The organism is Sphingopyxis macrogoltabida (assembly GCF_001314325.1).
GTDB lineage: Bacteria > Pseudomonadota > Alphaproteobacteria > Sphingomonadales > Sphingomonadaceae > Sphingopyxis > Sphingopyxis macrogoltabida.
The window spans coordinates 986,882-1,008,780 of sequence record NZ_CP009429.1 but is presented as its reverse complement, the minus strand read 5'-3'; the positions used below and the strand labels follow the sequence as shown (position 1 = coordinate 1,008,780).

26 protein-coding genes and 1 pseudogene are annotated in these 21,899 nt (G+C 65.6%); 12 read left to right on the top strand and 15 right to left on the bottom strand.

All coding sequences use genetic code 11. The annotated features are described in order from the left end of the window. Positions 1-43: 43 nt before the first annotated feature. From hemW to rph, 4 genes are all read right to left on the bottom strand, one after another. A complete protein-coding gene (gene hemW, locus LH19_RS04910) occupies positions 44-1,189 on the bottom strand; it encodes a radical SAM family heme chaperone HemW (protein ID WP_054725325.1) in 1,146 nt (381 codons plus the stop codon). A 31-nt stretch (positions 1,190-1,220) separates the two neighbouring features. Next, positions 1,221-1,739 carry a DUF2239 family protein gene (locus LH19_RS04905; RefSeq protein WP_054725322.1) on the bottom strand — a complete coding sequence of 173 codons (519 nt, stop codon included), beginning with the start codon at positions 1,737-1,739 and terminating at the stop codon, positions 1,221-1,223. 61 nt (positions 1,740-1,800) lie between these two features. After that, positions 1,801-2,424: an RdgB/HAM1 family non-canonical purine NTP pyrophosphatase gene (gene rdgB, locus LH19_RS04900; RefSeq protein ID WP_054725318.1), complete on the bottom strand. Its 624-nt coding sequence runs from the start codon at positions 2,422-2,424 to the stop codon at positions 1,801-1,803. Between the two features lies 1 nt (position 2,425). Then, on the bottom strand, positions 2,426-3,142 hold the full coding sequence (rph, locus tag LH19_RS04895) for a ribonuclease PH (protein ID WP_054725315.1): 717 nt from the start codon (positions 3,140-3,142) through the stop codon (positions 2,426-2,428). Positions 3,143-3,243: 101 nt separating this feature from the next. Between rph and hrcA the strand changes: the two genes are divergently transcribed. After that, positions 3,244-4,287 carry a heat-inducible transcriptional repressor HrcA gene (gene hrcA, locus LH19_RS04890; protein ID WP_054725312.1) on the top strand — a complete coding sequence of 348 codons (1,044 nt, stop codon included), beginning with the start codon at positions 3,244-3,246 and terminating at the stop codon, positions 4,285-4,287. Between the two features lie 4 nt (positions 4,288-4,291). Beyond that, the gene (gene grpE, locus LH19_RS04885; RefSeq protein ID WP_054725310.1) at positions 4,292-4,855 is read left to right on the top strand and encodes a nucleotide exchange factor GrpE; all 564 of its coding nucleotides are present in this window, start codon (positions 4,292-4,294) and stop codon (positions 4,853-4,855) included. 149 nt (positions 4,856-5,004) lie between these two features. Here grpE and def read toward each other — a convergent pair whose 3' ends face one another. Genes def through recR form a run of 3 tightly spaced genes read right to left on the bottom strand, consistent with a single transcriptional unit; the run spans position 5,005 to position 6,569 of the window. After that, on the bottom strand, positions 5,005-5,538 hold the full coding sequence (def, locus tag LH19_RS04880) for a peptide deformylase (RefSeq protein WP_054725307.1): 534 nt from the start codon (positions 5,536-5,538) through the stop codon (positions 5,005-5,007). Positions 5,539-5,569: 31 nt separating this feature from the next. Beyond that, the gene (locus LH19_RS28410; protein WP_062912869.1) at positions 5,570-5,959 is read right to left on the bottom strand and encodes a hypothetical protein; all 390 of its coding nucleotides are present in this window, start codon (positions 5,957-5,959) and stop codon (positions 5,570-5,572) included. 13 nt (positions 5,960-5,972) lie between these two features. Next, a complete protein-coding gene (gene recR / locus LH19_RS04870) occupies positions 5,973-6,569 on the bottom strand; it encodes a recombination mediator RecR (RefSeq protein WP_054725301.1) in 597 nt (198 codons plus the stop codon). Between the two features lie 35 nt (positions 6,570-6,604). On the opposite strand from recR, the gene fmt reads away from it, so the two are divergent. Both fmt and truA read left to right on the top strand, forming a co-directional pair. Next, positions 6,605-7,525 (top strand): methionyl-tRNA formyltransferase, encoded by a 921-nt coding sequence (gene fmt, locus LH19_RS04865; protein ID WP_054725299.1) that lies wholly within the window; start codon positions 6,605-6,607, stop codon positions 7,523-7,525. Further along, positions 7,522-8,265, top strand: coding sequence for a tRNA pseudouridine(38-40) synthase TruA (gene truA / locus LH19_RS04860; RefSeq protein WP_054725297.1), 744 nt, complete (start codon positions 7,522-7,524; stop codon positions 8,263-8,265). The genes fmt and truA overlap by 4 nt, the downstream gene beginning before the upstream one ends. Positions 8,266-8,365: 100 nt before the next feature. On the opposite strand, the gene LH19_RS04855 is transcribed toward truA, so the two are convergent. Next, positions 8,366-8,896, bottom strand: a complete 531-nt coding sequence (locus LH19_RS04855) for a CarD family transcriptional regulator (protein WP_054588588.1) — start codon at positions 8,894-8,896, stop codon at positions 8,366-8,368. A 314-nt stretch (positions 8,897-9,210) separates the two neighbouring features. Between LH19_RS04855 and LH19_RS04850 the strand changes: the two genes are divergently transcribed. From LH19_RS04850 to LH19_RS04835, 5 genes and pseudogenes are all read left to right on the top strand, one after another. Beyond that, positions 9,211-10,029 (top strand): SDR family NAD(P)-dependent oxidoreductase, encoded by an 819-nt coding sequence (locus tag LH19_RS04850; protein WP_054725294.1) that lies wholly within the window; start codon positions 9,211-9,213, stop codon positions 10,027-10,029. Between the two features lie 152 nt (positions 10,030-10,181). Next, positions 10,182-10,370: a hypothetical protein gene (locus LH19_RS04845; protein ID WP_145923360.1), complete on the top strand. Its 189-nt coding sequence runs from the start codon at positions 10,182-10,184 to the stop codon at positions 10,368-10,370. Between the two features lie 65 nt (positions 10,371-10,435). Beyond that, positions 10,436-10,624, top strand: a pseudogene (locus LH19_RS29805) (hypothetical protein); the annotation flags it as partial. 572 nt (positions 10,625-11,196) lie between these two features. Further along, on the top strand, positions 11,197-11,583 hold the full coding sequence (locus LH19_RS29345) for a hypothetical protein (RefSeq protein WP_234716084.1): 387 nt from the start codon (positions 11,197-11,199) through the stop codon (positions 11,581-11,583). Continuing rightward, the gene (locus tag LH19_RS04835; protein ID WP_054725285.1) at positions 11,576-12,673 is read left to right on the top strand and encodes a nucleotidyltransferase family protein; all 1,098 of its coding nucleotides are present in this window, start codon (positions 11,576-11,578) and stop codon (positions 12,671-12,673) included. Before LH19_RS29345 ends, LH19_RS04835 begins: the two co-directional genes overlap by 8 nt. Before the next feature lie 146 nt (positions 12,674-12,819). Here the strand turns inward: LH19_RS04835 and LH19_RS04830 are convergent, their stop codons facing one another. The 5 genes from LH19_RS04830 to hisG all read right to left on the bottom strand — a co-directional run bounded on the left by LH19_RS04830 (position 12,820) and on the right by hisG (position 18,516). Continuing rightward, positions 12,820-14,937 carry a sodium-translocating pyrophosphatase gene (locus LH19_RS04830; RefSeq protein ID WP_054733023.1) on the bottom strand — a complete coding sequence of 706 codons (2,118 nt, stop codon included), beginning with the start codon at positions 14,935-14,937 and terminating at the stop codon, positions 12,820-12,822. Positions 14,938-15,120: 183 nt separating this feature from the next. Then, the gene (gene thiL / locus LH19_RS04825) at positions 15,121-16,050 is read right to left on the bottom strand and encodes a thiamine-phosphate kinase (protein ID WP_054733017.1); all 930 of its coding nucleotides are present in this window, start codon (positions 16,048-16,050) and stop codon (positions 15,121-15,123) included. A gap of 64 nt (positions 16,051-16,114) precedes the next feature. Further along, on the bottom strand, positions 16,115-16,570 hold the full coding sequence (nusB, locus tag LH19_RS04820; protein ID WP_054725281.1) for a transcription antitermination factor NusB: 456 nt from the start codon (positions 16,568-16,570) through the stop codon (positions 16,115-16,117). Between the two features lie 10 nt (positions 16,571-16,580). After that, the gene (gene hisD / locus LH19_RS04815; protein WP_054725278.1) at positions 16,581-17,873 is read right to left on the bottom strand and encodes a histidinol dehydrogenase; all 1,293 of its coding nucleotides are present in this window, start codon (positions 17,871-17,873) and stop codon (positions 16,581-16,583) included. After that, positions 17,860-18,516 (bottom strand): ATP phosphoribosyltransferase, encoded by a 657-nt coding sequence (gene hisG, locus LH19_RS04810; protein ID WP_054725275.1) that lies wholly within the window; start codon positions 18,514-18,516, stop codon positions 17,860-17,862. The genes hisD and hisG overlap by 14 nt, the downstream gene beginning before the upstream one ends. 39 nt (positions 18,517-18,555) lie before the next feature. Here hisG and LH19_RS04805 point away from each other — a divergent pair, with 39 nt between their 5' ends. Then, positions 18,556-19,641 (top strand): DUF2332 domain-containing protein, encoded by a 1,086-nt coding sequence (locus LH19_RS04805; protein WP_054725272.1) that lies wholly within the window; start codon positions 18,556-18,558, stop codon positions 19,639-19,641. A gap of 98 nt (positions 19,642-19,739) precedes the next feature. After that, complete coding sequence (locus LH19_RS04800; protein WP_054725269.1) at positions 19,740-20,810, top strand: alpha/beta hydrolase family protein; 1,071 nt, start codon at positions 19,740-19,742, stop codon at positions 20,808-20,810. 2 nt (positions 20,811-20,812) lie between these two features. Here the strand turns inward: LH19_RS04800 and LH19_RS04795 are convergent, their stop codons facing one another. Next, on the bottom strand, positions 20,813-21,283 hold the full coding sequence (locus LH19_RS04795; protein ID WP_234716083.1) for a DUF1465 family protein: 471 nt from the start codon (positions 21,281-21,283) through the stop codon (positions 20,813-20,815). 134 nt (positions 21,284-21,417) lie between these two features. Continuing rightward, positions 21,418-21,615, bottom strand: coding sequence for a YdcH family protein (locus LH19_RS04790; protein WP_054588598.1), 198 nt, complete (start codon positions 21,613-21,615; stop codon positions 21,418-21,420). 125 nt (positions 21,616-21,740) lie between these two features. On the opposite strand from LH19_RS04790, the gene LH19_RS27745 reads away from it, so the two are divergent. After that, the gene (locus tag LH19_RS27745) at positions 21,741-21,899 is read left to right on the top strand and encodes a YdcH family protein (protein WP_082395422.1); all 159 of its coding nucleotides are present in this window, start codon (positions 21,741-21,743) and stop codon (positions 21,897-21,899) included.

Genomic DNA, 21,899 nt, shown 5'->3' with positions numbered 1-21,899 from the left:
GGGGTGTCTCGACTTCGCTCGACACGAACGGGTCGAGAGCAAGTTAGTGGGTTTTGACCACCTCGGAAAGGATCGAGTCGAGGAGCAATATCCCGTCGTCGGTCACCGACAGCCGGTCGCCGGTCTGCCGCATCAACCCTTGTTTCATGAGCCGCGCCGCCGCCTCCGCATCGACGAATGCGGCGCGCGGTAAACCGCTTCGCGCCTCAATCCGCGTCAGGTCGACGCCTTCGGTCAACCGCAGCCCCATCAGCAACGCCTCGGTGGCGCGCTCGTGCGATGGCAGGTCGCTCTCGTGCTTGAGGCCGTGGCCGTTCCGTTCGACCGCCGCGATGAAATTCTCGGGCTTCTTGTGCCGCTCGGTTGCCTGCCCCAGCCGCCGCCCGTGCGCGCCCGGCCCGATGCCGGCATAATCGGCGTAACGCCAATAGGCGAGATTGTGGCGGCTCTCCTCGCCCGGACGCGCGTGGTTCGACACCTCGTAACGCGGCAGGCCGGCGGCGCGCGTCATCGCCTGCGTCGCGTCGAACAGGTCGGCGGCGGTATCGCCGTCGGGGATGACGAGCGCGCCTTTCGCGGCGAGGGTCGCGAAACGCGTGCCGGGTTCGATGGTGAGCTGATAGAGCGACAGATGGCCGGTACCGAAGGCGAGCGCCCCCTGCAGTTCGCTTTCCCAGGCGGCAAGCGATTGCCCCGGCCGCGCGTAGATCAGGTCGAAGCTGACGCGCGCGAAATGCGCCTGCGCCGCCGCGATGGCGCGCCGCGCCTCGTCGCCGCTGTGGGCGCGGCCAAGAAATTCAAGCACTTCGGGATCGAAGCTCTGGACGCCGATCGAAACACGATTGACCCCGGCCGCGGCGAGATCGGCGAAGTTGGCGACCTCGACCGAATTGGGATTGGCCTCCAGCGTGATCTCGACATCGTCCGCGAGCCCCCATGCGCGATCCGCCGCAGCGATCACCGCCGCAACCGTTGCGGGCGGCATCAGGCTGGGCGTGCCGCCGCCGAAGAAGATCGACCCGACCCGGCGCCCCGGCAACAGCGCGGCCTCATGCCGCAGGTCGGCCAGCAACGCGTCGCGCCAGATCGCCTGATCGACCGTCTCGCGGACATGGCTGTTGAAGTCGCAATAGGGGCATTTCGACACGCAAAACGGCCAGTGGACATAAAGGGCGAGCGGTTCGGCCATGTCGGCCGATATAGGCGCTTCGCCGCCGATGTCAGCCTTTGCCGAGCAGGCGTGCGATATGGCCGCGGATATCGTCAGGCCAGCCGGCGATCTGCGCGGCGAAAGCATCGTCGTCGTCGCGGTAGAGCGCGCGCAATGCCTCCTCGTAGCCGATGCGGTCGCCGCAGACATGGCTCATAAAATTATAGGCCGCATCACGCCGCTGCTTCGCATCGGGCGCGCCCTTGCTCGCGGCCTCGACCAGCCGGCGCAGCGCCGCGGACGCGCCGCCCGGCTGCGCCGCCAGCCAGTCCCAGTGGCGCGGCAGCAACGTCACTTCGCGCGCCTTGACGCCAAGCCGCGGGCGCCCCGCCGACGGCGCGGGCGTCGATGCGGCCGCGTCCCAATAATCGAGGTCGGTGAGCTTGCCGCTCATGTCGTCGAAGACGAGGATGGCGCCGATGTCGCCCGGATAGCGTTCCTCGATCGTCCGGGTGACGGCGTCGCGCGGTCCCGTTGCGAGATGCATGTCGCCAAGGAAGGCGGTGACGCTGTGATGATCCTGAGTCATACCGGGGCATTATACCCGGATAAAACATCCGTCAATATTACCCGGGTAAATTATGCACGATTCAGAAAACGCCTTCGACGAGCTTGGCAAAGGCGTCGGCCCGGTGGCTGATCGCATGCTTTTCGCCCGGATCGATTTCGGCATAGGTCAAGGACTTGCCGACCGGAACGAACACCGGATCGTAACCGAAGCCCAGCTTGCCGCGCGGCGGCCAGTCGAGATGGCCTGCGGCCCTCCCCTCGAAAACCTCGGCATGGCCGTCGGGCCATGCGAGCGCGAGGGTGCAGATGAAGGCAGCGCTGCGGTCGACATCGGGGCCCTGCTCGGCGAGCAGCCCCTCGACCTTGCCCATCGCCATATACCAGTCGCGGCCCGGATTGCCCTCGAACCATTGGCGCTCGGCCCAGTCCGCGGTGTAGACGCCGGGGCGCCCGTGCAGCGCCGCGACCTCGAGCCCGCTGTCGTCGGCCAGCGCCGGCCATCCCGCCGCCGAGGCGCTGGCATGCGCCTTGAGCAGCGCATTCTCGCGGAAGGTCTTGCCCGTCTCCTCGGGCTCGGGGAGCCCGAGATCGCCCGCCGACACCGGATCGATCCCGAAGGGTTCGAGCAGCGCCCGGATTTCGCGCACCTTGCCGGCGTTATGGCTGGCGATGACGAGCTTTCCAGGCGCTAGCTTGCGCGTCATCTCAGCGCCCGACCGCCCGGTCCTGCGCCGCGAAAATCTCGCGGCAGCCGATGCGCGCGAGGCGGAGCAGGCGGAGCAGGCCTTCCTCGTCATAGGTCGCGCCCTCGGCGCTCGCCTGCACCTCGACGATCTGGCCGCGGCCGGTCAGCACGAAATTGCCATCGGCCTCCGCAACCGAATCCTCATCATAGTCGAGGTCGAGCACCGGCGTACCCTTGTAGATGCCGCACGAAATCGCACCGACCTTGTCCTCGATCGGATCCTCGGCGATCACCTTGTCGGCGAGCAGTTTGTCGACCGCGAGGCGCAGCGCGACCCACGCTCCCGAAATCGACGCGGTGCGCGTGCCGCCATCGGCCTGCAAAACGTCGCAATCGATGACGATCTGGCGCTCGCCGAGCTTCTTCATGTCGACGATGGCGCGCAAGCTACGGCCGATAAGCCGCTGGATTTCCTGCGTCCGCCCCGACTGCTTGCCCTTCGCCGCTTCGCGGCTGCCGCGCGTGTGCGTCGCGCGGGGCAGCATGCCATATTCAGCGGTGACCCAGCCCGAACCCTTGCCGCGCAGGAAGGGCGGCACCTTTTCGTCGACGCTCGCGGTGACCAGCACCTTGGTATTGCCGAAGCTGACGAGCACGCTGCCCTCGGCATGGATGGTGAAGGCGGTTTCGATGCCGATGGAACGCATCTGGTCGGGGGCGCGGCCGGAAGGGCGCATGGGGTTTCTCCTGTCCTGTGTGGGGGCGCGCTTAGCGGCGCGGACGGCGGTTGGCCAGAGCATAGCTTGCCCCCGGCCCTCCCCGTCCCTAAATCCATGCCATGACCACCCCGCCGATCACCGAACTCACCACGCGCGCGCGCGACGTGTTCCGGCTGGTCGTCGACGCCTATCTCGAGACCGGCCAGCCGGTCGGATCGCGCACGCTGTCGAAGCTCGCGGCCCTGAACCTGTCGCCCGCATCGATCCGCAACGTCATGCAGGATCTCGAGGAATATGGCCTGCTCGCCAGCCCGCACACCAGCGCCGGACGCCTGCCGACCGAACAAGGGCTGCGCCTGTTCGTCGACGGCATGATGCAGGTCGCCGAACCGAGCGCCGAGGACCGCGCCCAGATCGAGGCGAGCCTGTCCGATGCGGGCCCGATCGAAAGCGCGCTGGCGCAGGCGACATCGGCACTGTCGGGGCTGTCGGCGTGCGCCGGTCTTGTCCTCGTCCCCAAGCATGAGCGGGTGCTGAAACAGGTGGCGTTCGTGCCGCTGTCGGCGACCCAGTCGCTCGTCGTTCTCGTCGCGGGCGACGGCGCGGTCGAGAACCGCGTCATCGATGTTCCGCCGGGGCTGAGTCAATCGGCGCTGACCGAGGCCGGAAATTACATCAGTGCGACCTTGTCGGGGCTGACGCTCGCCGAAGCGATGGCGCGCGTCCGCCACGAGATCGAGGCCGAACGCATCGCGATCGACCGCGCGGCGCAGGATCTCGTGTCGCGCGGCCTCGCCATCTGGTCGTCCGACGGCGCCGACCGGCCGGTGCTGATCGTGCGCGGGCAGGCCAACCTGCTCGACGAAAGCGCGCTCGGCGACCTCGACCGCGTGCGGCAGTTGCTCGACGAACTCGAAACCAAGCAGGATATCGCCGGGCTGCTCGACAGCGCGCGCGAGGGCAGCGCGACGCGTATTTTCATCGGGTCGGAGAATAAGCTCTTCTCGCTGTCGGGATCGTCGGTTATCGCCGCGCCCTATCGCGGCAGCGACGGGCGCGTGGTCGGCGTGGTGGGGGTAATCGGCCCGACACGCTTGAACTATGCGCGCATCGTTCCCATGGTGGATTTCACCGCTCAATCGCTCTCCAGACTGATACGATAGGTTTATGACGAACAACGAAAACGACACGCCCGTCCAGGACGACGCGCTGACCCCCGAAAATGTCGCGGCCGAAGCCGATGCGACCGAGGCCGTCGCGGGCGAAAACGACGAAGTGGCAAAACTCGCCGAACAGGTCGCCGCGCTGCAGCAGGACCTGCTCTATGCCCGCGCGGAGACGCAGAATGTCACGCGCCGCAAGGACAAGGAAATCGCCGACGCGCACGCCTATGCGTCGACGAAATTCGCGCGCGACATCCTCTCGGTCGCCGACAACCTCGGCCGCGCGCTCGCCGCGCTCAGCGACGAACAGCGCGCCGACGAGGCGATCAAGCCGCTGATCACCGGTCTCGAAGCGACCGAGCGCGAGTTGCTGAGCGTCTTCGAACGCAACGGCATCACCCGCATCGCCGCGGTCGGCCTGCCGCTCGACCCCAACCAGCATCAGGCGATGCTCGAAATCCCGAGCGACAAGGCGCCCGGCACGATCGTGCAGGAAATGCAGGCGGGTTATATGATGAAGGACCGCCTGCTGCGCCCGGCCATGGTCGGGGTGGCGAAGGCGGGCTGATTTTTGCTTCCGTAAAACAAGCAGCGTGCCCCCGCGAAGGCGGGGGCCCATCACCGGTCGTTTCGGATTTCTGCCATCGGGAGATGTGTCCCCGCCTTCGCGGGGACACACTAGCTTCTTGATGAAAAGTCACGCGCCCGTGCGGGCGTTTACGCCGCCTTGCGCATCTTCGCCAATTTCTTCAGCACCATATCGCGCTTCAGCCGCGACAGATGGTCGATGAACAATATGCCCTCCAGATGGTCATGCTCGTGCTGGATGCACGTCGCCATCAGGCCGGTCATCCGTTCCTGATGGTGCTTGCCATCCTCGTCCTGCCAGTCGACGGTCACCTCGGCGGGACGCGTCACATCGGCATATTGTTCGGGCACCGACAGGCAGCCTTCCGAATAGACGCTATGCTCCTCGCTCTCGTCCGAAAAGACGGGATTGATGAAGACGCGCGGGGTGCGGATGATCCGCTTGCCCTCTTCATCCTCGGGGTCGAGTTCCTGCAGGTCGATGACGAGGATGCGCTTCGGCACCGCGACCTGGATCGCGGCGAGCCCGATACCGGGGGCGTCGTACATCGTCTCGAACATGTCGGCGACCAGCGTCTTCAATTCGGCGTCGAACGTCTCGACCGGCTTCGAAATGACGCGCAGCCGTGGATCGGGGGTCTCTATGATGGGTAGGATGGCCATGGGTGCGAGGTATGATCGCAGGGGCGCGGGGTCAAGGGGCTGGTCGCGCCTCGCATTCGAGGATCAATTCGTCCGTCGGGATGACATAGCCACCAAACAAACAATCTGGTTCCTGGCAACCGCCGGCAATCGCCCAGTCCTCATAGCGCTTCATTGACTTCCGGCCGGGAACTACCGCTTTCCCGTCCGCTTTCTGCAACGTGAATTCAATCATCCGGCGGTCGAACATTCCCGCCTCATTCTCCGAAATCGCCTCCTTACGCACATAGGCTCGCTGCCACAGGTCGAGATTTCCCACGCAATGGTTGGCGGCGAGCTTACGTTCGAGCTTCGCAATTTCGGCTTCGCCGGGTTGAAAGCCGTCAGTGGATGAACATGCGGAACAGGCGATAAACGCCGCGACGGCAAATTTACGCTTCAACTCTCCCTCCCTGTCACCCCACCGGACGCCGCGCCCTGAGCGCCTGCGCCAGCGTACCCTCGTCGAGATAATCGAGTTCCCCGCCCACCGGCAGGCCATGCGCGAGCTGCGTCAGCCGAACCGGATAGCCCTCCAGCCGCTCGGCGAGATAATGCGCGGTTGTCTGTCCCTCCAGCGTCGCGTTCATCGCCAGCACGACCTCGTCGATGCCGCCCGCGGCGACGCGCGCGACGAGGGCGTCGATGCTGAGGTCCTGCGGCCGCACGCCTTCCAGCGCCGACAGGCGGCCGCCGAGGACATGATATTTACCGGGGAACAGCCGCGACTTGTCGAGCGCCCAGAGGTCGGACACCTCCTCGACGACGCACAGGCTGCGATCGTCGCGGCGCGGGTCGGCGCAGATCGCGCACGGGTCCTGCGTGTCGACATTGCCGCAAATGCCGCAGGTCACCAGCCGTTCGGAGACGGTCTGGAGCGCCGCGAGCAAGGGCGCGAAGCTGCTTTCGCGCTTCTTCATCAGGTGCAGCACCGCGCGGCGCGCCGACCGCGGGCCGAGCCCCGGCAGGCGGGCGAGTTGCTGGACGAGCGCTTCAATCTCTTGCGATGCCATGACGGATGGTCTTAAGCGGCGCGCGAGAAATGACAATGCGCATCGCCTTCATGGGAACGCCGCCCTTTGCGGTGCCGACGCTCGCTGCGCTCCACGCGGCGGGCCACGATATCGTCGCGGTCTACACCCAGCCGCCGCGCCCCGCGCAACGCGGCAAGAAATTGCAGAAGAGCCCGGTGCAGGTCTGGGCCGAGGAACATGGCCTGCCCGTCCGCACGCCGCGAAGCCTGAAGACGGAGGAGGCACAGGCCGAATTTGCCGCGCTCGACCTCGATGTCGCGGTGGTCGCAGCTTACGGCCTGATCCTGCCGCAGGCGGTGCTAAGCGCCCCGCGCGAGGGGTGCCTGAACGTCCATGGCTCGATCCTGCCGCGCTGGCGCGGCGCCGCGCCGGTGCAACGCGCGATCCTGTCGGGCGATACCGCCACGGGCGTGACGATCATGCAGATGGACATCGGGCTCGACACGGGCGCGATGCGGCTGATCGAGACGACCCCGGTCGCGGGCAAGACCGCCGGCGCGCTGACCGGCGAACTCGCCGAAATGGGGGCGCTGATGATGCGCCGCGTGCTGAGCGACCTCCACGCCTTCATCCCCGAACCGCAGCCCGAGGACGGGGTCACCTATGCGGCAAAGATCGACAAGAACGAGGCGCGGCTCGATTTCCTCGTCAGTGCGGTGCAGGCCGAACGGCAAATTCGCGCCTTCAACCCGGTGCCCGGCGCCTTTTTCGAGCTGGAGGGCGAGCGATACAAGATCCTCGCCGCGGAGGTCGTGCATCCGTCGGAAGCCGTGGCAGGCGCCGTCCCCGGCGTGACCACCGCCGACAATCTGACCATCGCCTGCAACCCCGGCGCGATCCGCGCCACACGCGTCCAGCGCGCCGGCAAGCCCGCAATGGATGCCGCCGAACTGTTGCGCGGCCGCCCGATCCCCAAGGGCACGCGCCTCGCATGACGCGTTTCGCCCTCACCATCGAATTCGACGGCCGCCCCTTCATGGGCTGGCAGCGGCAGAGCCACGGGCCGAGCGTCCAGCAGGCGCTGGAAGAGGCGGTCACGCGCATCACCGGCGAAGCGGCCGCGGTGCACGGCGCGGGCCGCACCGACGCCGGGGTCCACGCGATCGCGATGCGCGCGCATGTCGATATCGAAAAGCCGATCCAGCCGTTCCGGCTGATGGAGGCGCTCAACGCGCAGCTTCGCCCGGCGCCCGTCGCGGTGCTCGCCTGCGCCGAGGTGGCGGGCGACTGGCACGCGCGCTTTTCGTGCATCGGGCGCGCCTATGAATATCGCATCGTCAACCGCCGCGCCCCGCTGACCTGGGACAAGGGGCTGTCGTGGCAGTTCGCCAAGCCGCTCGACGCCGAGGCCATGCACGGCGCCGCGCAGGCGCTGGTCGGACGCCATGACTTCACGACCTTTCGCTCGGTACATTGCCAGGCCGACAGCCCGGTCAAGACGCTCGACCGGATCAGCGTCAGCCGCCACGGCGACGAGATCATCATCGAAACCGCGGCGCGCAGCTTCCTCCACCATCAGGTGCGCTCGATGGTCGGCTGCCTCAGCATGGTCGGCGAAGGCAAATGGTCGGCCCGCGATCTCAAAGCCGCGCTCGACGCCGCCGATCGCAGCGCGCTGGGGCTGAACGCGCCGCCCGACGGGCTGTATTTCGTCGAGGCGAAATATCCAGAATGATCGTCGCCCCCGCGAAGGCGGGGGCGACGATATACGCCTCCAACGAAAAAGGGCGGCCCTTGCGGGACCGCCCTCTCTTTCCCCTTTTTGGAAAGCCTGCTCAGAGCGCCTTTTCGGCGTAATAGAGCGGCGCATGTTCGTTGAGGATCTGGAGGATCTTCGCCTGCGCCGTCTTTTCGTCGCTTTCCTCCATCGCGCCGAGTTCGCGCGCGAGGCGGCTCGACGCCGCTTCGAAGATCTGGCGCTCCGAATAGCTCTGTTCGGGCTGGTCGTCGGCGCGGAACAGGTCGCGGGTCACTTCGGCGATCGACACGAGGTCGCCCGAGTTGATCTTGGCTTCATATTCCTGCGCGCGGCGCGACCACATGGTGCGCTTGACCTTCGGCTTGGTCGTCAGCACCTGCAGCGCTTCCTTCAGCGTCTTGTCCGACGACAGCTTGCGCATCCCGACGCCTTCCGCCTTGTTCGTCGGCACGCGAAGCGTCATCTTTTCCTTTTCGAAGCGGAGGACATAAAGTTCGAGCTGCATTCCCGCGATTTCGGACTTTTGCAACTCGATGACGCGCCCCACGCCATGTTTGGGATAAACGACATAATCACCGACTTCGAACAAAAGCGTGTTCGCCGACATGCAAATTCCTTTCTGCTGCCTTGACCGCGGCTGGAAACTGCGACAACACCGGTGCATCCCGCCCTCCGGTTTGAGGGGGATCAGCAATTCGGGCGGCGCTAGCCAGTCAGAGTGGCAAGGGATATGGCTCCATAGGAACGCCGAATGTGCCCCAGCCCAAGCGGCGGGAAGAGGCAGAATGTCGGCGTGTTGTTATTAATTATAACAGATTCGCAACAAAATTGCCACCCCTGCGCGGAAATGCGTCGGGGCGATGGCTTGACGCCTGTTCCCACCCGTTTCAGGTTGAAACGAAACAGAGATAGGGAGCCGTCATGAAAGATCAAATCTGGTGGATTACCGGGGCTTCGTCGGGAATCGGCGCGGCGCTGGCGCGCGCACTGGCGGCGCGCGGCGCAAAGCTGATCCTGTCGGGACGCAATGTCGCCGCGCTCGAGGCGGTGGCGAAAGATTGCGGCGCCGGGACGATGATCCTGCCGTTCGAGGCGACCGACTATGCCGCGATTCCCGCGCTGGCCGAACAGGCTTGGAACTGGTGCGGACGCATCGACGGACTGGTCAACAACGCGGGTATTTCGCAGCGCAGCCTGGCGATCGAAACCGATTTCCCGGTCTATGAACGGATCGTCGCGGTCGACCTGCTCGCGCCGATCGCGCTGACGCAGGCGCTGCTGCCGCGGATGGTCGGCGCCGGCGGCGGGCAGCTGGTCGCGATATCGAGCGTCGCAGGGATCGCCGGCGTGCCGCTGCGCAGCGCCTATTGCGCCGCGAAGCACGGGTTGATCGGCTATCACGACAGCGTGCGGGCGGAAAATGAGCACCTCGGGCTGAAGGTGCTCGTCGTCGCGCCGGGATCGGTCGCGACCAACGTCAGCCGCAACGCGCTGAACGCCGACGGCAGCGTGCGCGGGGAAAGCGACGCCGCGATCGACAACGGCCTGTCGCCCGATTTCGCGGCAAAGCAGATTCTCGACGCGGTCGCGGCAGGCACGCGCGAACTGGTAGTCGCCGAAGGCGCCGAAGCGGCAACCGCCGCGCTGCGCCGCAGCGATCCCGACGCGCTGTTCGACCGGATGAGCGCGATGGTGCAGGCGGGCTATGCGCAGCAGATGAAGGCGACGTCGGCGTCGTGAAGGATGGGTGGCGACCGATTGCCTCCTGAAAACCCCTGTGGCCGAACCGGGCAAGTCCAGCCCAGTTTCCAGAAGCTAATCCGCCGATAAGAGTTGACTTTTTCTGACACAGATTCAAGGTTTAGGCTTGCAGATGCAAGGGAGTGGAGACTTTGTCGGAAAAGTCAGAGATCGAAACCGAGGGCGACGAAACTGCGGATCAGGATGAAGCAGCAACGGCGCGTCGTGCAGCACTGAAGAAAATAGGGATCATTGGCGCCTATACGGCTCCGGCGATGATCCTCTTGCTGAAGCCCGTAAAGGCACATGCGGTGTCGGACGAGTGGGGTTTTCCAATGTGACGAATTTTCGTCAACCTTTGATCGATTTTCGTCAACCTTAGATCTCTGTCAAAGATCAGGACGGCATGATTAGCCATCCGTCGCCCCATGTGGCCAGCATAGCCTATCCCGGCGCAATTCTTCTACTCGACGAGGGCACGCAAAAGCTGCGCCTCTATAATGAGACCGCGGGTGTTGTCTGGCAGCTGCTCGAACTTGGATTGCCCGAGCCGGAAATCGCCTTGGCTGTGGCCGAAGGCTATACTATCGCGCCGGCTGTTGCTGGCGAGCATGTCGCTAACCTGTTCCGGCAGTGGAAGGCCGAAGGCCTGATCGATGCCCCAGCGTCTGCAATCGCCGACAGACATGTCCGACCCGCCCGCCTCGCAACGACCGGAGAGCTTGCGTTTACCCATTATGACATCGACGGGACGCGGTTGCGGATCAGCACGACGGCCCCCGAAGTCGCCGAGCATATCGGAGCGATTCTCGGCCAATTCGAGGTAGAGGCCTTCGTCGGCGGCACAGCGATCGTAATCGACCTGATCGATAGCCCTGAACCCTATCGGCTTTCGATCGACGATCAGGATCGCATGCATCTGGCGACGGCAGCCGAGGCGATCGGCGCGGCCTTTCGATATATCCTCGGTGCTATCCATGGCGAGGCCGATTTCCTGGCCTTGATTCACGGCGCATCGGTCGTTGCGCCATCGGGAAAGGCGCTACTTCTTCCCGGCGCAAGCGGCAGCGGGAAAAGCACCTTGGCAGCCTATCTATCGCGGTGCGGCTTCGCCTTTCTGTCCGACGATATGATCGCCCTGCGCAGTCCCGATGGCCGGGCGCTGGGGTGGCCAATGCCGCACAGCATCAAGGAAGGCAGCTGGCATCGGCTGGCCCCATTGATGCCGGAGCTCGCCACAGCGACAATTTACGAGGTTCGCGGCCGCAAGATAAAATATGTCGCTGCGACGCCAAAACGGGAAGGCATCCAGCAACCCCGGTCGGCACTATCGTCTTTCCGCGATACAGTGCCGATGCTGCCAATGCCCTCGTGCCGCTCGACGCTACCGAAAAGCTCGCCTTGCTGCTCGGGGATCGGATATGGATCGGCTATCCGATGACGCAGCACCATGTGCAGGAATTTCTAAGCTGGCTTGCACCGGTTCCGGCCTATCGCCTTAGCTATTCGTCACTCGAGGCTGCAAGATCGCTACTGGAGCAGCTTGATGATTGACCGGGAAACGGGCGAGGAACGCTGGCGTTATTTCCTCTGGCTCTGTACCGCACTGAAAAGCTTTGTCGATCCGGCGCAATACCCCGCGCAGACAATCGAATGGCCTGCATCGCCCGGGGAGACCGTGCGTCTGGTTGAAATGATGGACGGCCACAAGATCTCGCCCGCCCTCGCATCGATATTGGGGGACGTCGCGACGGTTCCCTCCGAGGTCAAAGATCATCTGCACGCGGTCCATTGGCTCAATGGACAAAGAAACGATACTATTCTGGCTGGCATCGCCACAATCGGCCGGCAGCTGGCCATGCAGGGCATTGACGCCATTTTCCTTAAGGGCGCGGCAAGCCTTGTTTCCGGACTCTATACCGACCCCGCCACGCGATTTCTCGGCGATATCGACCTGCTTGTCGCACCGCAGGAGGCCGAGGGAGCTAGCCGCGCGCTGATGCAATGCGGTTTCACTGAGATTGCCGTCAAACCCGCTTCGCTGTTTCCTCGCAACCGCCACCACCTCGCCATGCAACGCAACCCCGATACGGGCGTCGGCGTCGAAATTCACTTTGCCGTGCTCGCCCCCATGTCTGGCGCGGCGTTGGATGGCGAAGCGCTGCGCCGATCGGCCGTTTCGGTTTCCTTTCGCGGATCCACCTATCGCGTCCCGACGATCGAAGACCGTGTGCTTCACAATGTCATTCACCATCAGATAACCGATGGTTTCTATCACAGAAGAAGCTGCAGTCTGCGTCAGATACTAGACCTCGCGCTATTGCGACGTGACGGCGAAGTATCCACGCAGCAGATACTGCAGCGTCGAGACATTCCAGCCAAGCAGCGCGCGGCCATCGAACATGGCATACACCTTACGGCCATCCTCGGCCCTTCTCCTGACTCCGGCGAATTGGTTGACCGCGCCATCCGCCGCCTGGAGCACGGAATCCGGCGTCCCCGCAATCATATCGGTATCGTCGCCAAAAGCTATTTGCATGAATTGCGATCGCGCCCGCTCGGCATCGTGAACTTCCTGTTGCCGTCTCGCTGGCCGGGACGGATCAGACATCTGCGATCGGCCCTGAAGCGCCCGCATTATTGACCCGGCGCGATCTATCGAGGAACCGCGTTTTTTGCAGATAGCGTTCACCTGAGCACGGAAAGCTCAGATCCCCTCTCGATCAGCCGAAAAAAGCCCCGCCGGATCGCTCCGGCGGGGCCTTTCTTTGCCCGCGAAGGCCGCGCAGCTTATGCCGCGCCGTGCGCCAGCGCCGCGAGGAGCAGGATCGCCACGATATTGGTGATCTTGATCATCGGGTTGACCGCCGGGCCCGCGGTGTCCTTGTACGGATCGCCGACGGTGTCGCCGGTGACCGCAGCCTTATGGGCTTCGCTGCCCTTGCCGCCGTGGTTGCCGTCCTCGATATATTTCTTGGCATTGTCCCACGCGCCGCCGCCCGAGGTCATCGAGATGGCGACGAACAGCCCGCCGACGATCACGCCGAGCAGCAGCGCGCCGAGCGCTTCCAATGCCGCAGCCGGACCGGCAACCGCGCGGATCACGAAATAGACGACGATCGGCGCCAGCACCGGCAACAGCGACGGAACGATCATTTCCTTGATCGCCGCCTTGGTGACGAGGTCGACGGTGCGGGCGTAGTCGGGGCGGCTGGTGCCGTCCATGATGCCCTTGTTGTTCGCGAACTGGTCGCGGACATCCTTGACCACGTCGCCCGCCGCACGGCCGACCGCGGTCATGCCCATCGCACCGAAGAGGTACGGGAGCAGCGCGCCGAGCAGCAGCCCGACGATGACATAGGGCGACGACAGCGAGAAGGTCAGCGGCGCGTCGATGCCGAGCTTCGCCGAATATTCGGCGATGTCCGCGGTGTAGGTGCCGAACAGCACCAGCGCCGCGAGGCCCGCCGAACCGATGGCGTAACCCTTGGTCACCGCCTTGGTCGTGTTGCCCACCGCGTCGAGCAGGTCGGTCTTTTCACGGACCGAGTCGTCGAGGCCCGCCATTTCGGCGATGCCGCCGGCGTTGTCGGTGACCGGGCCATAGGCGTCGAGCGCGACGACCATGCCGGCGAGCGCGAGCATCGCGGTGGCGCCGAAAGCGATGCCGATGATGCCGGCGGTCTGATAAGCGACGATGATGCCGACGCAGATGACGAGCGTCGGCAGCGCGGTCGATTCAAGGCTGATGGCCAGGCCCTGGATGACATTGGTGCCGTGGCCCGTTTCCGACGCCTTGGCGATCGAACGCACCGGGCGATAGTTGGTGCCGGTGTAATATTCGGTGATCCAGATGATCAGCCCGGTGATGACGAGACCGAGCAGCGAGCAATAGAAAAGGTCGCTGCCGTTGAATTCGGTGCCCGTGATGTTGGTGCCCATGTCGCCGCCGAGCGCATAGCTCGTCGAGAACCAGATTGCGGGGATCGACAGCACCGCGGTGACGAGGAAGCCCTTGTACATCGCACCCATGACGTTGGTCCCGCTGCCGAGACGGACGAAATAGGTGCCGATGATCGAGGTGATGATGCACACGCCGCCCATCAGCAGCGGCAGCGTCATCAGCGGCACCAGCATGTCGCCGGCGCTCTTCAGCAGCAGCGCGATCAGCACCATGGTGGCGCCGACGGTCACGACATAGGTTTCGAAAAGGTCCGCCGCCATGCCGGCGCAGTCGCCGACATTGTCGCCGACATTGTCGGCGATCACCGCGGGGTTGCGCGGATCGTCTTCGGGAATCCCGGCCTCGACCTTGCCGACGAGGTCGGCGCCGACATCGGCCGCCTTGGTGAAGATACCGCCGCCGAGGCGCGCGAAGATCGAGATCAGCGAGGCGCCGAACGCCAGCGCGACAAGCGCGTCGACCACGGTGCGATCCTCACCGCCGACGGTGTAGCCGCCGGGACCGACGAGGTACCAGAAGAAGACCGAGATCGCGAGGAGCGCGAGGCCCGCCACGAGCATGCCGGTGATCGCGCCGGCGCGGAACGCCATGGTCAGGCCCGCCTGCAGGCCCGTCTGCGCCGCGGCCGCGGTGCGGACGTTCGCCTTCACCGAGATGTTCATGCCGACGAAGCCGGCAACCCCCGACAGGACGGCGCCGATGACGAAGCCGGTCGCCGAGATCGGGCCGAGGAAGACCCCGACCAGCACGGCGACGACGACGCCGACGATGGCGATGGTACGATATTGGCGGCCCAGATAGGCCTTGGCGCCTTCCTGGATGGCGCCGGCGATTTCCTGCATCTTTTCATTACCCGCCGATGCGCTGAGCACCTGCCGCGAGGTAATGAATCCATAGAGCACGGCCAAAAGGCCGCACGCTATCGCGATCAAAACCGGATTCATGCGTGACTGTTCCTTCCCCATGAGAAGGGCGACGCAGAAGTTAGCAGTCGAGCACGTCCGACGTATTGTTGCCGGTTCGCTCTCTCCCCTGATGCGACCGCCCCAAATTTGGACGCCGAGTTATGGGAAGAAAGAAAGCGACACGCAACCCCGGTTATTCGGCAATTTTATCAGGGTTTGCGCTCAATGCATGAAACCGAGACGCTCGGGCAGCGCGATCCACTGCGCGCGATGGGTCAGGACGATTCCCTCCCCCACCCCGGCATGGCCGATCGGCGTCGCGGCAATATCGAGCCCGGCAGCGATCTCGCGAATGCTCGCCGTCGCGGCCGGATCGGCGGCAAAGAGAAGCTGATAATCATCACCCGCGGTCGCCGCGGCGAGCCGCGTGTCGAGCACATCGGGCCGCACCGCGAGCAGCGCCGCCGACAGCGGCAGCGATTCGAGCATCAAGACAAGCTGACAGCCGCTCGCCGTCGCCATGCGCTCGGCATCGATCAGCAGGCCGTCGGACACGTCCATCATCGCATGGACATGTGGCACGACCGCCCGACCGAAGGTCAGTTGCGGCTGCGGGCGGCGATAGGCGGCAAGGCAGGTCTCGTTCGGTTCGACCTGCCCCAGCCGCATCGCGAGGCCGAGCCCGGCGTTGCCGATCGTCCCCGTCACCCAGAGCTGGTCGCCCGGCCGCATCCCGGCGCGCGACGGCGCGCCGCCCGCGGGCGCCCGGCCAATCGCGGTGAGGCCGAAGCTGCGCGGTGCCCCGGCGGGCACCCGCACCGTGTCGCCGCCAAGCAGGATGATCCCGAAACGGCGCAGCGCCACGTCGAGTCCCTCGACGAAGGCAGCATCCCACGCGTCGTCGCCGAGGCTGTAGCCGACGAGTATGCCGACCGGCGCAGCGCCTTTCGCGGCGAGATCGGACAGGTTCACCGCCACCAGTTTCCACGCAACGTCCTGCGGCGTGTCGTCGGGAAGAAAATGGATACCCTCGACGATCATGTCGTGGGTGAGGACCAGACCCTCCCACTCCGCCGCATCGTCGGCGAGGCCGCGCGCGGCGGGGTCGGTCGCGATGGCGCGCAGGCGGGCGATGAAATCGGCTTCGCTCATATCACCCTCTCGTTTCGATGCGGGCGCCTTGTCCATTCGGCTTCGCTCGATGCGAACGGATAGCCTAAGCGGCGGTTCCCCGCACCGACTTCCCGATGGCGTCGAGCAGCCCGTTCGCGAACCCCGCCTCGCGCGTGTCGAAAAACGCCTTGGCAACGTCGACATATTCGCTGACCACCGCACCGATCGGCACGTCGCCGCGCGCGATCAGTTCATAGGTGCCGGCGCGCAGGATCGCCTTCATCGTGCGGTCGAGCCGCTCCATCGTCCAGCCGCTGGCGAGCCGGGCGGTGATCGCCGCGTCGACTTCGGGCAGCCGTGCGAGCGCGCCCTTCACGATGTCGTCGAAGAAGGGCAGATCGGCATCGGCATATTCGGCGTCCTCGATGATCGCGCCGATACGGTGCTGGTGAAATTCGTGGATCAGCTTGGCGACCGGCGTCGCTTCCATCTCGTGCTGGTAAAGCGCCTGCACGGCGGCGAGGCGGGCGGCGGAGCGGGACTGGGCGCGTTTATTCATCGTTCTTTTCTTAGCTGAGACGCTGGCTGACCGAAAGCGCATGTGCGGGAAGCCCCTCGGCCTCGGCGAGCGCGACCGCGGCCGGGCCGATCGCGGCGAGGCTCGCTTCGTCGAGCGCGAGGAAGCTGGTGCGCTTCATGAAGTCGGTGACCGACAGCCCGCTCGAAAAACGCGCGCGGCGGCCGGTCGGCAGCACATGGTTGGGACCCGCGACATAATCGCCGATCGCTTCGGGCGTGTGGCGGCCGAGGAACACCGAGCCGGCGTGGCGAACCTTGGCGAATAGCGTGTCGGCTTCGACCGCATCGACCGCAAGCTCGAGATGTTCGGGCGCGAGGCGATCGCTGAGCGGGATTGCATCGGCGAGCGTCGGGACGACGATGATCGCACCGTTGGCATCCCAGCTTTCGCGCATCGTCGCCGCGGTCGACAGCGTCGGGATGATCGCATCGACGGCGTCGGCGACCGCATCGGCAAACGCTGCATCGTCGGTGAACAGGATCGACTGGCTGGTCGGATCATGCTCGGCCTGACTCAAAAGGTCGGCGGCGATCCGGCGCGCGTCGTTCTGCGCGTCGGCGATCACGACGATCTCGCTCGGCCCCGCGACCATGTCGATGCCCACGACACCGTAAAGCTGGCGTTTCGCCTCGGCGACCCAGGCATTGCCGGGGCCGGTGACGACATCGACCGGCGCGATGCGGCCGGTGCCATAAGCGAGCGCGGCGACTGCCTGTGCCCCGCCGACGCGCCAGATCTCGTCGACCCCGCCAAGATGCGCCGCCGCCATCACGACCGGGTTAGTCTCGCCGCCCGGGGTCGGCGTCATCATCACGATGCGTTCGACCCCCGCGACCTTGGCGGGCAGGATGTTCATCAGCACCGACGAGGGATAGGCGGCGCGGCCGCCCGGCACATAGACCCCCGCCGCATCGACGGCGTTCCACCGCGCGCCGAGACGCGCGCCGCTGTCGTCGCGATAGTCGCGGTTTTCGGGAAGCTGCGCCGCGTGATAGGCGCGGATGCGTGCGGCGGCGAGGTTCAGCGCGTCGCGCAGCTCGGGCGCCAGCGCGTCATAGGCCGCGGCGCATTCGTCTTTCGAGATGCTCCAGCCGCTCGCGTCCAAATCGAAGCGATCGAACTTCGCGGTGTAATCGGCAAGCGCCGCATCGCCCTCGGCCTTCACCCGCGCGATGATCGCCGCGACATCGGCCGAAACGTCGGACGCGCTCTCGCGCCGGTCGTTCACCAGCGCGTCGAACGCGGCCGCAAAGCCGGGCGTCGAGGCGTCAAGCCGCCGCATTGCCCGCCGCCTGCCGGAATTTCTCGACCAGCGCCGGAACCTCGGTCGAACGCAGCTTGAAGGCGGCGCGGTTGACGATCAGCCGCGCCGACACCTCGCTGATCACCGTCTGCTCGGCGAGCGCATTTTCGACGAGCGTGCGCCCGGTCGAAACAAGGTCGACGATGTGCGACGCGAGTCCGAGCTTCGGGGCGATCTCCATCGCGCCGTTCAATTTGATGCACTCGGCCTGGATGCCCTGACCCTCGAACCAGCGGCGGGTGATCGCGGGATATTTGGTCGCGACGCGAATGTGGCTGGCGCCGAGCCCCGGCGGGGCGCTGCCTTCGGGTCCGGCGAGCGACAGGCGGCAATGGCCGATGCCGAGGTCGACCGGCGCATAAAGCTCCGAATAGTCGAACTCGTCGATGACGTCCGAACCGACGATGCCGAGCTGCGCCGCGCCATGCGCCACAAACGTGGCGACGTCGAACGCGCGCACCCGGATCAGCGAGATGTGCGGCTGGTTCGTCGCGAACACCAGCGCGCGGCTTTTCTTGTCGAAGAAATCCGCCGCAGGCTCGATGCCGGCCGCTGCCAGCAGCGGCAGCGCCTCGTCGAGAATCCTCCCTTTCGGGATGGCAAAGATGATCGGTTCGGGCATAAGCGCGCCAGCCCATAAGCGGCGGCGGGAGAAAGGGCAATGAGCGAGCGCTATCAAATGGTCGACATGGCGGAGACCGGCCCCGCGGCGGTGCGCACCGCCTTTGCCAATCAGGTCGCCTATTGCCGCGCCAACGACGCCCCGGTGACCGCGCGCGTCGTCGCGGCGCTCGGCGCGCTGCTCGACCAGCCGGCGACGGATTTCGCGCGGCGGATCGCCGACTGGGACGGCATGCCGCTCGCCGACGCGCTGCCGCTGCGCGCCGCCGGCGGCATCCACGCGCTGCACCTGTCGGGCGCGGCGAGCGAGCTCGCACCGATCTATGCCAATGCCGACGACATCAACGACGCCGCGATCGTCGCGGGGGTCGTGCGGCGGCACGAAGCGGCGCTGCTGCCCTGGCTCGACGGCCCGCCGCAGACCAACGAGGCGGGCCGCTCGTCGAACTTCGTTGCGGCGATGCTGTGGCTGGTCGAGCAGGGCCTGCCGCCGCGCTTTCAATGTCTGGAGATCGGATCGAGCGCCGGGATCAACCTGATGCTCGATCGCTATCATTATGATCTTGCCGGCGTGCAGGTCGGGCCGCAGCCGGGCGTGATGGCCTTCACCCCCGAATGGCGCGGCATGCATCCGCCGCAGCACCGGATCGCGTTCGAGAGTCTCAAGGGCTGCGACGTCGCGCCCGTCGACCTGACCGATCCGGCGCAGGCGCTGCGGCTCAAGGCCTATATCTGGCCCGAGCATGAAGTCCGTTTCGCCCGTATGGAGGCTGCGGTCGCAGCGGCCCGCGAGAAGAAGCCCGATCTCGTCCATAGGAACGCCGCCGACTTCGTCGAGGCCGAGCTGGCGAAGCCGCAGGCGGCGGGGACGACGCGCGTGCTGATGCATTCGATCGTCTGGCAATATGTTCCCGCCGACCAGCAGGCGCGGGTGACCGCCGCGATGGAGGCGGCGGGCAGCGCCGCCACCCCCGACCGGCCGCTCGCCTGGATCGCGCTCGAGGCGAACCGGACGCTGCATCGCCACGAACTGGTGCTGCGCTACTGGCCCGGCGGCGACGCCCCGCAGATGCTCGGCCATGCGCATGCGCATGGCGCGTGGATCGAGTGGCTGGCAAATCCATGAGGGCCGGTTCGGCATCGCAAGCCATTGGTTCGCTGGAAATTTGACGGGCGCCGTTCGCGGCGGATAGGGTATCGCCTCCTTGCGCTGGAGGTCGTTCGATGCGTGTTGTTGCCGGCTTGTCTGTCCTTGCTGCCGCCCTGTGCCTTGCCCGGCCGGTCGCGGCGGCGGAGGCTGCGCCCGACGTACCGTGGAGCGCGGCTGCGACCACACAGGTCGTAACCGAGGAGCGCCGTTTCACGAGCGGCGACGCCGAACTGGCGGGAACGCTGATCCTGCCGCGCAGCGACAAGCCCGTGGCCGCGATCGTCGTCACCCACAGCGCCTCGTCGCCGCTCGGCAATGCGTCGCTCTACGATCATCTGAAAGCAACGCTGCCCGCGCTCGGCATCGCCGTCTTCACCTATGACCGGCGGGGTTCGGGACGGTCGGGAACCAAGGATGCGGGCGGCAATTTCACCACGCTTGCCGACGATGCCATCGCCGCCGTCCAAAGTCTGAAGAGCGACCCGCGCATCGACGCGAAACGGATCGGGACATGGGGATTGAGCCAGGGCGGCTGGATCTCTCCGTTGGCGGCGTCGCGCAGCGGCGATATCGCTTTCGTGATTTCGGTGTCGGCTCCCGTCGTCACCGCCGACGTCCAGATGATCTTCTCCTCGACCAACCATTTGCGCGCCAACGGCTATCCGCAGGCGGACATCGACCAGATGGTCGCGACGCGCAAGGCGGTCGACGATTATATGCGCGGCACCGCGAGCCGGGAGGCCGCGCAGCGCCGGGTCGACGCCGCGAAGATAAAGCCATGGTTCAAATATCTCTACATGGGCGAAACGGTTCGCGACCGCGCGGTTTCGGGCTGGCGCAAGGAGATCGAGAATGATCCGCTGACCAATTTGACCGCCGTCACCGTGCCGACGCTCGTCCTCTATGGCGCGAACGATGCGGTGGTGCCGGTCGCCGAGTCGGTCGAACGGCTGAAGTCCGTTGCCGGACGGATGCCCGAAATGGAGGTCCATGTCGTCGCCGCCGCCGACCATGCGATGCAGGTCTCGGCCGACGAGAAAATTTCGCTCGACCCGAAATATGACGGGACCGAACAGGCGGACTCGCCCGAATATATTGCGGTGCTTACGGCCTGGCTGGCCCGGCGCGGGTTTATCGCCGGTTAGACCTAGAGCCGGGCTTCGAGCTGCGCGAGCAGTTCCTGCACCGGGGTGACCGCCTGCGGCGTGTCCCACCCCGCTTCCAGCGCCGCGACGCGCTCGAACAGGCGCTCGCTCGCTGCGATGATACGCCGGATCGCGGAGTCGAAGCCGAGGCACACGCTCCAGTCGGCGGCAACAGGCTCGCCGATCCGCGCCGCGCTGTCGTTCGGGCCGGCCCCCGGATCGCCCGCGATCATCGCGCGGCGGTGGAGCAGCCAAGCGATGATGTGCATCAGCCGCGTCGTCGTCTTCAACGATTCGCAAGCAAGGCCGACGAGGTGCAGGCTGTCGCGCCTACCTTCGATCCGCCCCCCGTCGATCCGGCCAAGATCGCGCTGCACCGCAAACGCCGCATGCGCCTCGTCGGCAAGCAGCATCGCCTCGACATAGAGATTCTCAACCTGGGCCCGTTGTACCGGCAGACCGAACGCCATCATCTTCCCTTGTCCCCGACTTGCCGAACAGGAGATGCCATGGCGCCCCCGCCGGGAGCAATGGCGCTAACCATCTTTCGGTTCGCCCGATGTCCCGTTTCGCGTCACGGATGCTTCCGTTACGCCCGCCCGGCCGATCAGGCGATGATGTCGGGAAGCAGTTGGTCCTCGCACCACGCGATTTCGTCGCGCAGGCGCAGCTTGCGTTTCTTGAGCCGTGCGAGTTGCAGTTGATCGGGAACGGTCGCATCGCCGAGCGCGATGATCGCGGCATCGAGGTCGCGATGTTCGATGCGAAGCAGTTCGAGGCGCTGGGTGATTTCTTCGGGGTTCACGCCCGCCCTCCTGCCATGATCACGGCCCGTCCGCAACGGGGACCGCCTCGGCGAATCGCCACGACATTCGGCGCGATTCGTGATTTACTCGGCCCTGCCAATCGAGTCGAAAAGGAGAATGGCCAATGAGCAGCTCGCACCTTTCCGCCCTGAAGTCCCGTCACGCGGACCTCGACGAGAAAATTGCGAATGAAGAGCGCCGACCCGCCCCCGACATGGCCGTGCTGGCGCAGATGAAAAAGCAGAAATTGAGAATCAAGGAAGAGATGGTGACGATCGCCTGA

Bases quoted from the DNA above. Each gene is read 5' to 3' on its own strand.
- rdgB (WP_054725318.1), bottom strand. From the start codon at position 2,424: ATGACGCGCAAGCTAGCGCCTGGAAAGCTCGTCATCGCCAGCCATAAC.
- truA (WP_054725297.1), top strand. From the start codon at position 7,522: ATGACGCGTTTCGCCCTCACCATCGAATTCGACGGCCGCCCCTTCATG.
- LH19_RS04835 (WP_054725285.1), top strand. From the start codon at position 11,576: ATGATTGACCGGGAAACGGGCGAGGAACGCTGGCGTTATTTCCTCTGG.
- LH19_RS04800 (WP_054725269.1), top strand. From the start codon at position 19,740: ATGCGTGTTGTTGCCGGCTTGTCTGTCCTTGCTGCCGCCCTGTGCCTT.
- LH19_RS04905 (WP_054725322.1), bottom strand. From the start codon at position 1,739: ATGACTCAGGATCATCACAGCGTCACCGCCTTCCTTGGCGACATGCAT.
- LH19_RS04795 (WP_234716083.1), bottom strand. From the start codon at position 21,283: ATGATGGCGTTCGGTCTGCCGGTACAACGGGCCCAGGTTGAGAATCTC.
- LH19_RS27745 (WP_082395422.1), top strand. From the start codon at position 21,741: ATGAGCAGCTCGCACCTTTCCGCCCTGAAGTCCCGTCACGCGGACCTC.
- def (WP_054725307.1), bottom strand. From the start codon at position 5,538: ATGGCCATCCTACCCATCATAGAGACCCCCGATCCACGGCTGCGCGTC.
- LH19_RS04805 (WP_054725272.1), top strand. From the start codon at position 18,556: ATGAGCGAGCGCTATCAAATGGTCGACATGGCGGAGACCGGCCCCGCG.
- recR (WP_054725301.1), bottom strand. From the start codon at position 6,569: ATGGCATCGCAAGAGATTGAAGCGCTCGTCCAGCAACTCGCCCGCCTG.
- hisD (WP_054725278.1), bottom strand. From the start codon at position 17,873: ATGCGGCGGCTTGACGCCTCGACGCCCGGCTTTGCGGCCGCGTTCGAC.
- hrcA (WP_054725312.1), top strand. From the start codon at position 3,244: ATGACCACCCCGCCGATCACCGAACTCACCACGCGCGCGCGCGACGTG.
- LH19_RS04855 (WP_054588588.1), bottom strand. From the start codon at position 8,896: ATGTCGGCGAACACGCTTTTGTTCGAAGTCGGTGATTATGTCGTTTAT.
- thiL (WP_054733017.1), bottom strand. From the start codon at position 16,050: ATGAGCGAAGCCGATTTCATCGCCCGCCTGCGCGCCATCGCGACCGAC.
- grpE (WP_054725310.1), top strand. From the start codon at position 4,292: ATGACGAACAACGAAAACGACACGCCCGTCCAGGACGACGCGCTGACC.
- LH19_RS04830 (WP_054733023.1), bottom strand. From the start codon at position 14,937: ATGAATCCGGTTTTGATCGCGATAGCGTGCGGCCTTTTGGCCGTGCTC.
- hemW (WP_054725325.1), bottom strand. From the start codon at position 1,189: ATGGCCGAACCGCTCGCCCTTTATGTCCACTGGCCGTTTTGCGTGTCG.
- nusB (WP_054725281.1), bottom strand. From the start codon at position 16,570: ATGAATAAACGCGCCCAGTCCCGCTCCGCCGCCCGCCTCGCCGCCGTG.
- hisG (WP_054725275.1), bottom strand. From the start codon at position 18,516: ATGCCCGAACCGATCATCTTTGCCATCCCGAAAGGGAGGATTCTCGAC.
- LH19_RS04850 (WP_054725294.1), top strand. From the start codon at position 9,211: ATGAAAGATCAAATCTGGTGGATTACCGGGGCTTCGTCGGGAATCGGC.
- fmt (WP_054725299.1), top strand. From the start codon at position 6,605: ATGCGCATCGCCTTCATGGGAACGCCGCCCTTTGCGGTGCCGACGCTC.
- rph (WP_054725315.1), bottom strand. From the start codon at position 3,142: ATGCGCCCTTCCGGCCGCGCCCCCGACCAGATGCGTTCCATCGGCATC.